9 protein-coding genes are annotated in these 13,579 nt (G+C 70.1%); 5 read left to right on the forward strand and 4 right to left on the reverse strand.

Features of this window, described 5'->3' with window-relative positions:
* Positions 1 to 85: 85 nt before the first annotated feature.
* The 3 genes from ACFU53_RS16270 to ACFU53_RS16280 form a co-directional block, all read right to left on the reverse strand.
* Complete coding sequence (locus ACFU53_RS16270) at positions 86 to 1,537, reverse strand: cation:dicarboxylate symporter family transporter (RefSeq protein ID WP_383991808.1); 1,452 nt, start codon at positions 1,535 to 1,537, stop codon at positions 86 to 88.
* Positions 1,538 to 1,681: 144 nt separating this feature from the next.
* Positions 1,682 to 3,373, reverse strand: coding sequence for a peptide-N4-asparagine amidase (locus tag ACFU53_RS16275; RefSeq protein WP_383991811.1), 1,692 nt, complete (start codon positions 3,371 to 3,373; stop codon positions 1,682 to 1,684).
* Positions 3,374 to 3,473: 100 nt separating this feature from the next.
* The gene (locus ACFU53_RS16280) at positions 3,474 to 4,223 is read right to left on the reverse strand and encodes a hypothetical protein (protein ID WP_383991834.1); all 750 of its coding nucleotides are present in this window, start codon (positions 4,221 to 4,223) and stop codon (positions 3,474 to 3,476) included.
* Positions 4,224 to 4,520: 297 nt separating this feature from the next.
* On the opposite strand from ACFU53_RS16280, the gene ACFU53_RS16285 reads away from it, so the two are divergent.
* The 3 genes from ACFU53_RS16285 to ACFU53_RS16295 all read left to right on the forward strand — a co-directional run bounded on the left by ACFU53_RS16285 (position 4,521) and on the right by ACFU53_RS16295 (position 9,257).
* On the forward strand, positions 4,521 to 6,566 hold the full coding sequence (locus tag ACFU53_RS16285; RefSeq protein WP_383991813.1) for an ABC transporter transmembrane domain-containing protein: 2,046 nt from the start codon (positions 4,521 to 4,523) through the stop codon (positions 6,564 to 6,566).
* On the forward strand, positions 6,563 to 8,344 hold the full coding sequence (locus tag ACFU53_RS16290) for an ABC transporter ATP-binding protein (RefSeq protein WP_383991817.1): 1,782 nt from the start codon (positions 6,563 to 6,565) through the stop codon (positions 8,342 to 8,344). Before ACFU53_RS16285 ends, ACFU53_RS16290 begins: the two co-directional genes overlap by 4 nt.
* A 442-nt stretch (positions 8,345 to 8,786) precedes the next feature.
* Complete coding sequence (locus ACFU53_RS16295) at positions 8,787 to 9,257, forward strand: DUF5709 domain-containing protein (RefSeq protein WP_383991819.1); 471 nt, start codon at positions 8,787 to 8,789, stop codon at positions 9,255 to 9,257.
* Between the two features lie 38 nt (positions 9,258 to 9,295).
* On the opposite strand, the gene ACFU53_RS16300 is transcribed toward ACFU53_RS16295, so the two are convergent.
* Positions 9,296 to 10,090: a metal-dependent hydrolase gene (locus ACFU53_RS16300; RefSeq protein ID WP_383991822.1), complete on the reverse strand. Its 795-nt coding sequence runs from the start codon at positions 10,088 to 10,090 to the stop codon at positions 9,296 to 9,298.
* 166 nt (positions 10,091 to 10,256) lie between these two features.
* On the opposite strand from ACFU53_RS16300, the gene ACFU53_RS16305 reads away from it, so the two are divergent.
* Both ACFU53_RS16305 and ACFU53_RS16310 read left to right on the forward strand, forming a co-directional pair.
* Positions 10,257 to 12,770 (forward strand): DEAD/DEAH box helicase, encoded by a 2,514-nt coding sequence (locus tag ACFU53_RS16305; protein WP_383991825.1) that lies wholly within the window; start codon positions 10,257 to 10,259, stop codon positions 12,768 to 12,770.
* Between the two features lie 19 nt (positions 12,771 to 12,789).
* A partial coding sequence (locus ACFU53_RS16310) for an acyl-CoA thioesterase (protein WP_383991827.1) occupies positions 12,790 to 13,579 on the forward strand: 790 nt, incomplete at its 3' end.

The raw sequence follows: 13,579 nt of genomic DNA on the forward strand, positions 1-13,579 counted from the left end.
GGCCCGGCCGGAGGGCGTACGAAAGGGCCCGGCGCAGAGTGCTGCGCCCGGGCCCCTCGTATCCGGGAGATCGGAAAGGGAGCGGTCAACTCACTTCAGGTACAGGCTCTTTCGCCTCAACCTTGGAGAGCGCGGGAACCTCTGCCTTCGCAGGGGCCTCGGCGGTCTTCGCGGGGGTCTCGGCGGTCCGGGCCCCGTCTTCGCCTTCGTCTTCGGCGGCGGGCTCGTCCTCTTCCTCCACGAACTGAATCTCCCCGTCGAGCATCTTCTTCGCCCGGTCGGTGTCCAGCGCACCCTCCCACTTCGACACCGCGAAGACGGCGACGCAGTTGCCGAGGAGGTTGGTGACGACGCGCATCGAGTCCATGATGCGGTCGACGCCGAGGAGGAGGGCGACGGCTCCGGCGGGGATGGCGCCGAGCGAGGAGGCGGTCGCCGACAGGGCGAGGAACGCCGAGCCGGGGATGCCGGCCATGCCCTTGCTGGTCAGCATGAGGACCAGGATGACGGTGATCTGCTGGCTGAGGCTGAGGTCGACACCCACGGCCTGCGCGATGAACAGCGTGCCGATGGAGAGGTAGATGGACGCGCCGTCGAGGTTGAAGGAGTAGCCGGTGGGCAGCACCAGACCCACGGCGTCATCACGGGCGCCGGCCTGCCGCAGCTTCTGCATCATGCGGGGCATGACGCTCTCGCTGGAGGCGGTGCCCAGCGCGAGCAGCATCTCCGCGCGGGTGTAGCGGACGAACTTCCACAGGCTCAGCCCGGTCACCAGCTTCAGCGCGACACTCAGCAGCACGAGGAAGACGAGGGCGACGGCGTAGCAGAGGATGATCAGCTTGGCGTAGGTCTTCATCACGCCGAGGCCGTACTCGCCCACCAGGTGGACCATCGCGCCGAACACGGCGAGCGGGGCGAGCTTCATGACGAAGCCGACGATCGCGAAGATGACCTCCTGGGCCTGCTCGATGGCGGGAAGGATCTTGGGCACCTTGGTGTGACCCAGGTGGAGCAGCGCGGCGCCGGTGAGGCAGGCGAGCACGAGCACCTGGAGCAGCGAATTCTCGGCGAACGCTCCGATCGCGCTCTGCGGCAGCGCGTTCAGGATGAACTCGCCGGTCGTCGGCAGTTCGCCGCCGGCGGTCTTCGCGTCGACCGCCGAGGTGTCGAGCTTCGAGGGGTCGACGTTCATGCCCGAACCGGGACCGAAGACGTTGGCGGCGATCAGACCGATGAGCAGCGCGGCCGTCGAGGCGACCTCGAACCAGATCAGGGCCTTGAGCCCGATCCGCCCGAAGGCCTTCAGATTGCCGGCCTTGGCGATGCCGACGACGACCACGCAGAACACCAGGGGCGAGATGACCGTCTTGATGAGGCGGATGAAACCGTCGCCGAGCGGTTGGAAGGTCGTGGCCGTGTCCGGCCACAACCTTCCGACGACGATTCCGAGCACAAGCGCGACTCCGACTTGTGCGAACAGTGAGGTACGCAGCATGCGTGCGACGCGTCGCGGCAGGGACGGTACGGACTGCGGCACGGGCACTCCTCCGAAGGAACTTTCTGGTATGCGGAAAAGCACTTCCGCGTCGATCACTATCGAGGAGTTGCCGCTCGCGGGGAAGACCGCCGCGTTTCGTTGATGTAAATCATCGAACAGACGTCACATCGCACCCATTCGGCATCAACAGCCCATTCGGTCCTCCGTCAGCACTCCCTGTACGGAGACCAGCGAACGGTCGTAGCATCCGCCCGTTCCGTACGTTCGGTAGCGCTCACTCGTCGTCCCGACCGCATGCCGCTGGTCACGTGGCACGAACGCCGTGTACGTGGCGTCCCCCGTGTAGGTGTCGTCGAGCCGGGACCAGGCCGCGCGCCGCCCGTCCCGCGTCTCGGTGACCGTCGCCCGGTCGCCGAGCGTGAGCACGGTCCGCAGCCGGTCGCCCGCACCGAGCGTCGTGGTTCCGTCCATCGTGTACGACCGCTGTGTGCGCGTCGCCAGTGCCGGTCCGCGTCCGTCGACGGTGACCGTCTCGTCATCGCTCCATCCCGCGTCGAGCGCGTCGGGGTTCTCGCCGTCCGACCAGGTGTGCGTGGAAGTGTTGGCGAGGCTCCGGCGGACGGTCGTCGTCACCCGGCCGTGCGAGGTGTCGACGTACCCGGCGACGGTAAGCCGGTGGCCGCCCTCGGTGTCGAGACGGTGCTCCGCGCCGGGCGTGTACGTGGACGAGGCGGCGAGGTCGCCCGCCCGGACCTTCGTCAGGGCGCCGGTGACGTGCTCGCTCTTCGCGTCCTGCCAGACGAGGACGTTGACCGGGGTGCTCCAGCCGGTCTGCCCCTCGGGCACGCCGACGACGGAGACCTCGATCCGATGCGGGCGGCCGTCGTTGAGGAGGCCCGCGAAGGGGGTGAGGTCGAAGCGGAGGGGCTGGATGTCGAAGGCGCGGGGCCCCGGGACGACGTACCAGAGGAAGGGGTTCGACCAGCCGCCGGTCCATACGGTCGGGAACGGCGCGGCGATTCCGGCCGGTTGCCCGTCCACCGCGATCTGCACCTCGCGGTACGGTCCCTCGTCCGCCTTGCAGGAGTACGGCGCCTCATCGGGCACCGTCAGGTACCAGTACTCCTCGCAACCGCCGCCGGACCCGGTCGCGTACACCTCGGCGATGACGCGCTCGCTGTTGCGCGGGGTGGTGAGGGTGTCGCCGTCCTGGAGGGTGAGGACGCGGTCGGGGATGGTCCTCGCCGCCTTCGCGTCGGGCCTGCCCGCGTAGAAGGTCAGTGTGACCTTGACGTCAAGGATTCCGGTGTACGTGTCGTCGACGACGTTCCCGATGAGCATCTCCACGGGCTGCGCGGTGCGCAGGGTGTCGGCGTAGCGCGTGACGTCCTTCTCCACGGACCACTCGATGCCGTCGGGCGACGGCTGCGGGGTGGACGTCCGGAACACCTCGACACCGCCGATGTGCAGATAGCCGAGGCGATCGAACTGGCGGCCCTTCACCTTGCCGTCGAGACGCAGGACCACCTTGCTCCACCTCTTCCCGCAGTCCCCCGGTGGCGTATAGGTCCCCCGGTACGGCGTGAAGTCCTTGAACTGCGCCTCGGCGACCGTCACTTCGCACGACTTCGTGTTCTCGGGTCTGGTGACGGGCGGGGCGGCGGTGATCGGGTCGTGCCAGTCGGTGCCGAACTCGGCGGAGACGTCGAGGGATTCGGCGGACTGGGCGGACTGAGTGGACTGAGCGGACTGAGCAGTCCGGAGGGTGGCGCCTTGGGTGGGGGTGGCAGCGGATTGGGCGGGGGTGGCCCCGAGGAAGGTGCTCGCCAGGAGGGCCGCTCCGGCGAGCATGGACATGATGATCCGACTTCTCATGGTCGGAGTTCTACGGGGAGTCGGCACCCCGCCACAATGAGATCTCCGGCCACAAGAGTGCGCGGAAGCGCCTGGCGAGCGAGCGACAGGGCCCTGCGTCTCAGGCCTTCAGCTCCGCCCTGTCCCCCATGACGATCACCGGGTGCTGGGCCGGGTCGAGGGTGCGCAACAGGTACTCCATGCCCGACTTGGACAGGCTGACACAGGCCGAGGTGCCGCTGCCGTGGTCCATGTGCAGCCAGATGCTGCCGCCCTTCGTCTGGCCCTCGGGGCGCGTCGGGTCGATCGGCGAGGTGCCCTTGACGCGGTTGTAGTCGATGGCGATCACGTAGTCGAAGTCGTGCCAGTGCGACTTGGCCCAGTAGTGCGGGGCCTGGAACGACGCCGACCGGCTGTACGGGAGCTTGGCACCCGGGTCGGCGAGGACGCCTCCCGCGTCGCTGAGCGTGAACACACCGACGGGGCTGCGCCGGTCGCCCTCCCGATGGTCGGTGCTCCAGCCCTTCTTGCCGTTGTGGCCCTCCCAGCTGCGGGTCTTCTTCCAGGTGGAACCGCTCTTCGTGTACAGGACGACCGTGGCGTCCGCGTCATTCTCGCCTTCCCCGTAGACCGCGACGACCTGGCGGGACTCGGCGGGGATCTGCTTCTGGAGCCGGTCACCGACGTCCGGGACACGGGTCAGGTCCACGGTCCGCGCCTCGGCACGGTCGGCCTTGTCCCCGGACTTCGTGGCGTTCGTGTCGGCCTTGGCTCCGTCGGTCATGTCGCCCGAACCGCCGCACGCCGCCACGGACATCACCAGCGCACCGCAGACCACCGCCGCGAGCCCGACACGAGCCGCCCCCCTCATCGCACCGCCGTTGTGCGCACCGCCCGCGTCCACATCGCTCGCCACGCCGGTTCGTTCCCGCCTCGTACCGCCTATTCGCATGCGCTCCATCGTCGCACCGCGCACCGGACGCATGCGCCCGCCGTCCCGCTCGCCGGGCCTCACACGGGTGGTCAAGGCCGAAACTTTGCCCGGCACCGGAAAACCGTTTGCTTCCGACCAGGCTGCGACGCGAACCTTTCACGGCCGGTCGCTGGACCTCACCGCCCCTTTTCTCCCCACTTCTCCCCCCACCCTGACACGAGCCTCTGGGACGTCATGCAGATTCAAGACCTTCCGTATAAAGACCCGGGCGTGCCGGACGTACGCTCGGGTCCCCGATTCCTGTGGTGGCTCGGCCGGAATCAGCTCGGCGGGCAGTTCAAGGCGCTGGCATGGGGGTTGCTGCACTTCACCTCCGTGGCCGGGCTGCCGTTCTGCGTCGGCTTCGCCATCGAGGCCGTGGTCGACCGCTCCGGCTCCCGACTCGCCGTCGCGGGCGGGCTGCTGGTGCTGTGCGGGTTCACCATCGCGCTGGGCGACACCTTTCTGCACCGGTCTGCTGTCACCAACTGGATCACGGCGGCCGCGCGCGTCCAGCAGCTGCTGGCCCGCAAGACGGCCCAGCTCGGCTCGGCGCTGACGCGGCGGGTGGCGGCCGGTGAGGTCGTCGCGGTCTCCACGGGCGACGTCGAGAGGATCGGCTGGTTCGTCGAGGCCGTCTCCCGGTTCGCCGCCGCCGCCCTATCCGTGATGCTGGTCTGTGTCGGCCTGGTCGTCTACCAGCCCGCGCTCGGCATCGTCGTCGCCGTGGGTGTTCCCGTCCTCGCCCTGTCCGTCCTGCCACTGCTGCCCCGCGCGACCCGGCGTGCCGACTTCCAGCGCGAGAAGGCGGGCCGCGCCACCGAGCTGGCCTCCGACACCGTCGCGGGCCTGCGTGTCCTGCGCGGCATCGGCGGTGAGGACCTCTTCCTGGACCGCTACCGCCGGGCCTCCCAAGAGGTCCGCCACGCCGCCGTCCGCAGCGCCCGTATGTGGGCCCTGATCTCCGGCATCCAGGTCCTGCTGCCCGGGCTGCTGATGATCGCGGTCGTCTGGCACGGCGTGGGTCTCGCCCAGGAGGGCCGGATCACGGTCGGCCAGCTGGTCACCGTGTACAGCGCGGTCATGCTGCTGGCGTATCCGCTCAGGCACTTCGAGGAGATCGCGATGGCGTACTCCTTCTCCCGTCCGTCCGCCAAGCGGGCCGCCGGGGTGCTGTCGCTGGAGCGGGCCACGGACATCGAAGGGTCCCGCGAGGCCGTCGTGCCCACCGGGGACCTGTACGACCCGGCAACCGGACTGCTCGCGCCCGCCGGGTGTCTCACCGCAGTGGTGTGCGGCGACCCGGACGCGGCCGGACGACTGGCGGAACGACTGGGCGGCCACGCCTCGGAGGAGGGCACCTCCGTGCTCCTCGACGGCGTACCGCTCGACGAACTGCCCCTCGACTCCGCCCGCACGGCCGTCCTCGTCCAGGACAAGGACCCGGTGCTGCTCTCCGGGACGCTGCGCGAACTCCTCGACGTCCCCGCCTCGGGCGCGGTCACCGCCGAGGAGGCGCTGGCCGCCGCGCAGTGCGGTGACGTGCTGGAAGCCCTGGTCCAGGGGTCTCTGGACGCCGAGGACCCGATGGACGCGCGGATCACCGAGCGCGGCCGGTCCCTGTCCGGCGGCCAACGCCAGCGGCTCGCACTGGCCCGGTCCCTGATCACGGACCCAGGTGTACTGGTCCTGGACGAGCCGACCTCCGCCGTCGACTCGCACACCGAGGCCCGGGTCGCCGACGGCATCCGGTCGCTGAGGGCCGGCAGCACGACGGTCGTCTTCACCTCCTCGCCCCTCCTCCTGGACCTCGCCGAACGCGTCGTCCTGGTGCACGAGGGCGAGGTAGCGGCGGTCGGCCTGCACCGCGACCTGGTGCACAACGAACCCCGGTACCGGGCCGTCGTCACCCGCGAGACCGACGAGAAGGCCGCCCGGGCCAACGGGCCGGAGGCGCAGGCGGCAATGACCGACGAGGCGGAGGCGCAGGCGGCAATGACGGACGGGGCGGGGGCTGAGGCCGTTGTGCCTGGTGGACCGGAGGCGAGGCCAGAGGCGAAGGCGGCAGCGACTGCTGGTGGGCCGGACGCGAATGCCGCGTCGGCCGGCAGGCCGGACGAGAACGCGGTCCCGGCCACCGGACCCGCCAAGAAGGCTGCCTTCGCCGGCCGACCGCAAGACCACAAGGCCGCTTTCAACGACGTGCTGGACGAGCTTGAAGAAATCGAGGAAACCGCATGATCGGCGTGGCGCCACCGGCCTACGACCCTGCCGCCCCGACGACGGCGAACACCCTGCCCGTCGGCGCCCCCGCGACCGTACGCGCCTACGTGGCCGAACTGTTCCGCCGGCACCGCCGGGCTTTCGTCGTGCTCATCACCGTCAACACGGTCGCGGTGGTGGCCTCGATGGCGGGCCCCTACCTGCTCGGCGCACTCGTCGAACGGGTCTCCGACGGTGCGCGTGAGCTCCATATGGAACTCACGGCGACGGTGTTCGTCGTCGCTCTCGTCATCCAGGCCGTCTTCGTACGAGAGGTGCGACTGCGCGGCGCCATGCTCGGCGAGCGGATGCTGGCCGACCTCCGCGAGGACTTCCTCGTACGGTCGGTCGGACTGCCGCCGGGCGTCCTGGAACGCGCCGGCACGGGTGACCTGCTCTCCCGCATCACCACGGACATCGACCGGCTCGCCAACGCCATGCGCGAGGCCGTGCCCCAGCTGGCGATCGGCGTTGTGTGGGTGGCGCTGCTCCTCGGCGGGCTCGCCGTGACCGCACCCCCACTGGCCCTCGCCGTACTGCTGGCCCTGCCTCTGCTGGTGCTCGGCTGCCGCTGGTACTTCAAGCGCGCCCCCTCCGCCTACCGCTCGGAGTCCGCCGGGTACGCCGCCGTCGCCGCCGTGCTCGCGGAGACCGTGGACGCCGGCCGCACGGTCGAGGCCCACCGCCTCGGCACGCGCCGCATCGATCTGTCGAACCAGCGTGTCCGCGAGTGGACCGCCTGGGAGCGGTACACGCTGTGGCTGCGGTCGGTGCTCTTCCCGGTCATCAACCTCACGCACACCACGGTCCTCGGCTCGGTCCTGATCATCGGCGGGGTGTTCGTCCTGCAGGGCTGGATCGGGCTCGGCCAGCTGACCACGGGCGCGCTCATCGCCCAGATGCTCGTCGACCCGATCAACCTGATCCTCCGCTGGTACGACGAACTGCAGGTCGCCGAGGTGTCGCTGGCCCGTCTGGTCGGGGTGCGGGACATCGAGCCGGACGCGGGAGACCGGGGCGTAACCCCCGAGGGACGCCATGTCCACGCCGACCGGGTGCGCTTCGGGTACCGCGAAGGCGTCGACGTCCTGCGCAAGGTGTCCCTGGAGGTCTCGCCCGGCACCCGACTCGCTCTCGTCGGCCCGTCCGGCGCTGGCAAATCGACCCTGGGCAGGCTCCTCGCCGGGATCTACGCCCCCCGCGACGGCCGCATCACCCTGGGTGGCGCCGAGCTGTCCCGGATGCCCGCCGAGGACGTCCGCTCCCACGTGGCGCTGGTCAACCAGGAGCACCATGTGTTCGTCGGCTCCCTGCGCGACAACCTGCTCCTCGCCCGCACGAGTGCGCAGGACACCGAGCTGTGGGCGGCGCTGGGCGCGGTCGACGCCGACACCTGGGCACAGGCACTGGACGAGGGGCTGGACACCGAGGTCGGCTCCGGCGGGGTCGCGCTCACCCCGGCGCAGGCCCAGCAGATCGCGCTCGCCCGGCTGGTTCTCGCCGACCCGCACACGCTTGTCCTGGACGAGGCGACCTCGCTCCTCGACCCGCGCGCGGCCCGCCATCTGGAACGCTCCCTCGCCCGCGTCCTCGACGGCCGCACCGTCGTCGCCATCGCCCACCGGCTGCACACCGCCCACGACGCCGACGTCATCGCCGTTGTCGAGAACGGCCGCATCAGCGAACTGGGCAGCCACGACCAACTGGTCGAGGCGGACGGCGCGTACGCCGCCCTGTGGAGGTCGTGGCACGGCTGACCGGGGCGGGGCCGGGACCGTCGCGGGTGCGGCCGGCGGACGCGGGGCTACCGGCTCGTGCCCGGTGAACCTGCCCGGAGCCGTCATAGTCCCGGGCGTGGTCGGTCGGCGCGGCGCCGCAGCCCTCGCGCGTGCGGTGGCTTTCGGCAGGGGCACCGCAGCCCACACCCGGGCCACGGGCGGTTGCGGGGCCACGCGCCGCGCCCTGGCGCCGGCCCCGGATCGGACGCGGCCCGGACGAGCAGCGGTCGGGTCGTCCTGCGGCTGCCGGTCCCCTGCCGTTGCGCGGTGGCGAACGCGAGTGGAAGGCTGGTGGTGGGCACTGATTCGGGGGACGCCCGTGAGCCGCCCGGTTCGCGGGGTTCGGGCCGTCGCCCAGCGGTCCGCGGGCCCATCGTCGCCGAGCGGTGGCACCGGGCCCGTCCCACCACTGGAGGTACCCGTGGACAGAGCCGGCGGATGGGGAGACGACGTCTACCAGCCAGACGGATCCGAGATCCAGGACGACGCGGGGCTGCTGGACGCCGAGGACACCCTGGTCGCCGACGGTGTGGCCGACCCCCTCGATCGGGGCTGGTCCCCACCGGATCGGCCATGGGCGGTGGAGCACACCGGAGTGACGGCGGCGGAGCGGCTGCGCGGCGAGACCCTGGAGCAACGCCTCGCCGAGGAGCTCCCGGACATCGCCTCCCCCGACGGGGACGGCATCGGCGACTCCCAGGACACCGACGGCGAGCCCCTGGACAACGAGGTGGGAGACCTCCGCTCCGGCCGTCTCGTCGCTCCCGACGAGGGCGCACACGAGGACGAGGAGAGCGGGCTGATCGCCACCGACGTGGGCATCGACGGGGCGGCCGCCTCCGCCGAGGAGGCGGCGATGCACATCGTGGACGAGGATTCCCCTTCGGGCTGACCCGGTTTCGAAGACGTCGGCCGAGGTCGAACAGCGCGTCAGATGAAGTTCAGCGCTGCCGCCGCGCCCACTCCCCCGAGCACCATGAACACCGGCATCAGCACCCGCAGCTCCACCCAGCTGCCGGCCCGGAACCGCATGGCCTTCGGCGGGCCCAGGGGGTACCAGCGCCTGCGCCCTATCGGTATCGGCCACAGGATCGGGCAGCCCGACACGGTCAGCGAGTCCCCGATGTCGTGCACCAGCGCACCGAGCACGATCGGCAGCCCGAGCCACAGGTACTCCTGGCCCGGCTGTGTGAACAGCCAGTCCGCCCCGTTGCCCGGCTTGTCCAGGACACCCGCGAGGATCCAGGCGCTGGTCGCCGCCAGCAGCCACACCAGCACATCGCTGCTGGAGCCCCGGGCCGCCCGCCACAGCAGCCCTTCGATCGCCAGCACCATGTGAACGAAGAGGATGGCCAGCACCGCCCAGCGTCCGCCCGTGATGGCGGTGACGGAGGCACCGGCACCGAGCAGTGCCGCCCACAGCCAGGTGTGCGTGAGCGTGCGATGCCCACCCGAGCGGCGCGGGTCGCCCTGCTTCTTCGTCGCCTTGTAGACGGCGTAGGAGAGCTTGTCGACGATCTCGCACACCCAGCGTGACAGCGGACCGAAGGACCGCGAGATCGTGGCCGCCTTGTGGTCCAGGTCGGGGGCGAGCGCGGCACCCGCGCAGATCAGCGCACCGACCAGGAGGACCGGCCAAGGCATCATGTGCCCGGCGGCGGCCGCTGCCGCCCCTACGCCGAGCCAGGCCGCGGCTCCCGACAGTGAGTGTGCTGGTCCCATCATGGCCGTGCCCCGTCCCATTCCGTTCGTGCCGCTGTCCAGGCGCCTTGTGCCGCTGTCCAGTTGTCCAGGTGCGCTGACGTTCCGTCGGTGCCACAGCGTAGCGTTCGCGATCTTCGGTCCGGCATCCGATTCCCCCATCGGGTGCGCGGGCAGGCAAGATGGGGACGTGACCCTCATCGATCAGCTGCCGCGGACCGCCGACCCCGACGCCCTCTACGAAGCCTTCGAGTCGTGGGCCCAGGAGCGCGGTCTCACCCTCTATCCGCATCAGGAGGAGGCGCTCATCGAGGTGGTCTCCGGCGCGAACGTGATCGTGTCGACGCCCACCGGCTCCGGCAAGAGCATGATCGCGGCGGGAGCGCACTTCGCGGCCCTCGCCCGGGACGAGGTCACCTTCTACACAGCCCCGATCAAGGCACTCGTCTCGGAGAAGTTCTTCGAGCTGTGCAAGATCTTCGGCACCGATAACGTCGGCATGCTCACCGGCGACGCCTCCGTGAACGCCGACGCCCCCGTCATCTGCTGTACCGCCGAGGTGCTGGCGTCCATCGCGCTGCGAGACGGCAAGCACGCCGACGTCGGCCAGGTCGTGATGGACGAGTTCCACTTCTACGCAGAGGCCGACCGCGGCTGGGCCTGGCAGATCCCGATTCTGGAGCTGCCGCAGGCCCAGTTCATCCTGATGTCGGCGACGCTCGGCGACGTCTCGATGTTCGAGAAGGACCTCACCCGGCGAACCGGCCGCCCCACCTCGGTGGTCCGCTCGGCGATCCGCCCGGTGCCGCTCTCCTACGAGTACGTACTGACCCCGATGACGGAGACACTCACGGAGTTGCTCGCCACCAAGCAGGCTCCCGTCTACATCGTGCACTTCACTCAGGCGCAGGCCGTGGAGCGGGCGCAGGCGCTGATGAGCATCAACATGTGCACGCGGGAGGAGAAGGACCGGATCGCCGAGCTGATCGGCAACTTCCGCTTCACCACCAAGTTCGGCCGCAACCTCTCCCGTTACGTGCGCCACGGCATCGGTGTCCATCACGCCGGCATGCTGCCCAAGTACCGGCGGCTGGTGGAGAAGCTCGCCCAGGCCGGTCTGCTGAAGGTCATCTGCGGCACGGACACGCTCGGCGTCGGTGTCAACGTCCCCATCCGCACCGTGCTGTTCACCGCCCTCACGAAGTACGACGGCAACCGGGTGCGGACGCTGCGGGCCCGTGAGTTCCACCAGATCGCGGGCCGCGCCGGGCGGGCCGGCTTCGACACGGCGGGCTACGTGGTGGGGCAGGCGCCCGAGCACGTCATCGAGAACGAGAAGGCGCTCGCCAAGGCGGGTGACGACCCGAAGAAGCGCCGCAAGGTGGTCCGCAAGAAGGCGCCCGAGGGGTTCGTCGGCTGGACGGACAGCACCTTCCAGAAGCTCATCACCTCCGACCCTGAACCGCTCACCTCCCGCTTCCGGGTCACCCACACGATGCTGTTGTCCGTGATCGCCCGGCCGGGCAACGCCTTCGAGGCGATGCGCCATCTGCTGGAGGACAACCACGAGCCGCGCAAACAGCAGCTGCGTCACATCCGCCGCGCGATCGCGATCTACCGGTCGCTCCTCGACGGCGGCATCGTCGAGAAGCTCGACCAGCCGGACGCCGAGGGACGCATCGTCCGGCTGACGGTCGATCTTCAGCAGGACTTCGCGCTCAACCAGCCACTGTCCACCTTCGCGCTGGCCTCGTTCGAACTGCTGGACCCGGAGTCGCCGTCCTACGCCCTGGACATGGTGTCCGTCGTCGAGTCGACGCTGGACGATCCGCGGCAGATCCTCGCCGCCCAGCAGAACAAGGCGCGCGGTGAGGCCGTGGCCACGATGAAGGCGGACGGTGTCGAGTACGAGGAGCGCATGGAGCGGCTCCAGGACGTCAGCTACCCCAAGCCGCTGGAGGAGCTGCTCTTCCACGCGTACAACACCTACCGCAAGAGCCACCCCTGGGTCGGCGACCATCCGCTGTCGCCGAAGTCGGTGATCCGGGACATGTACGAACGGGCCATGTCCTTCACGGAGTTGGTGTCTCACTACGAACTGGCACGCACCGAGGGCATCGTGCTGCGCTACCTCGCCGGCGCCTACAAGGCCCTCGACCACACAGTCCCCGACGATCTCAAGTCGGACGACCTGGAGGACCTGATCGCCTGGCTCGGCGAGATGGTGCGCCAGGTCGACTCCAGCCTTCTCGACGAGTGGGAGAAGCTGGCCAACCCCGAGGAGATGACGGCCGAGGAGGCCCAGGAGAGGGCCGATCAGGTCAAGCCGGTCACCGCCAACGCACGCGCCTTCCGTGTCCTCGTCCGCAACGCCCTGTTCCGCCGTGTCGAGCTCGCCGCCCTCGACCAGGTGGGCGAGCTGGGTGAGATGGACGCCGAGTCCGGCTGGGACGCCGAGCGGTGGGGCGAGGCGATGGACAAGTACTGGGACGAGTACGAAGACCTCGGCACCGGTCCCGACGCCCGTGGCCCCCGGCTGCTGATGATCGAGGAGGAGCCGCAGAACGGGCTGTGGCGCGTCCGGCAGACCTTCGCCGACCCGAACGGCGATCATGACTGGGGCATCAGCGCGGAGATCGACCTCGCGGCCTCCGACGCCGAGGGACGCGCCGTCGTCAAGGTCACCGACGTCGGTCAGCTGTGAGCACAGGAGAGGCCAGTACATGACGACCAACCCCGCCGAGCGGCTCGTCGACCTGCTCGACCTGGAGCAGATCGAGGTCAACATCTTCCGTGGGCGCAGTCCGCAGGAGTCCCTGCAGCGGGTCTTCGGCGGCCAGGTCGCCGGCCAGGCGCTGGTCGCCGCCGGACGCACCACGGAAGGCGACCGGCCGGTGCACTCGCTGCACGCGTACTTCCTGCGCCCGGGCCGTCCGGGGGTGCCGATCGTGTACCAGGTCGAGCGGGTCCGCGACGGGCGGTCGTTCACCACACGCCGGGTCACCGCCGTGCAGCAGGGCCGCACGATCTTCAATCTGACCGCCTCCTTTCACAAGCCTGAAGAGGGGAGCTTCGAGCACCAGCTGCCGCCGTCCCGGAAGGTGCCGGATCCCGAGTCGCTGCCGACGGTGTCGCAGGAGATCACCGAGCATCTGGGCGCGCTTCCAGAGCAGTTGGAGCGCATGGCCCGGCGTCAGCCCTTCGACATCCGGTATGTCGACCGGCTGCGCTGGACGCCCGAGGAGGTCGAGAACGCCGAGCCGCGCAGCGCGGTGTGGATGCGGGCCGTGGGACCCCTGGGGGACGACCCGCTCGTGCACACCTGCGCGCTGACGTACGCCAGCGACATGACCCTTCTGGACGCTGTCCGCATCCCGGTCGAGCCTCTCTGGGGGCCCCGTGGCTTCGACATGGCGTCGCTGGACCACGCCATGTGGTTCCACCGGCCGTTCCGCGCGGACGAGTGGTTCCTGTACGACCAGGAGTCCCCGATCGCGGTGGGCGGCCGCGGGC

Source organism: Streptomyces sp. NPDC057474, from assembly GCF_042802555.1.
GTDB lineage: Bacteria > Actinomycetota > Actinomycetes > Streptomycetales > Streptomycetaceae > Streptomyces.

Bases quoted from the DNA above. Each gene is read 5' to 3' on its own strand.
- ACFU53_RS16275 (WP_383991811.1), bottom strand. From the start codon at position 3,373: ATGAGAAGTCGGATCATCATGTCCATGCTCGCCGGAGCGGCCCTCCTG.
- ACFU53_RS16280 (WP_383991834.1), bottom strand. From the start codon at position 4,223: ATGAGGGGGGCGGCTCGTGTCGGGCTCGCGGCGGTGGTCTGCGGTGCG.
- ACFU53_RS16285 (WP_383991813.1), top strand. From the start codon at position 4,521: ATGCAGATTCAAGACCTTCCGTATAAAGACCCGGGCGTGCCGGACGTA.
- ACFU53_RS16290 (WP_383991817.1), top strand. From the start codon at position 6,563: ATGATCGGCGTGGCGCCACCGGCCTACGACCCTGCCGCCCCGACGACG.
- ACFU53_RS16300 (WP_383991822.1), bottom strand. From the start codon at position 10,090: ATGATGGGACCAGCACACTCACTGTCGGGAGCCGCGGCCTGGCTCGGC.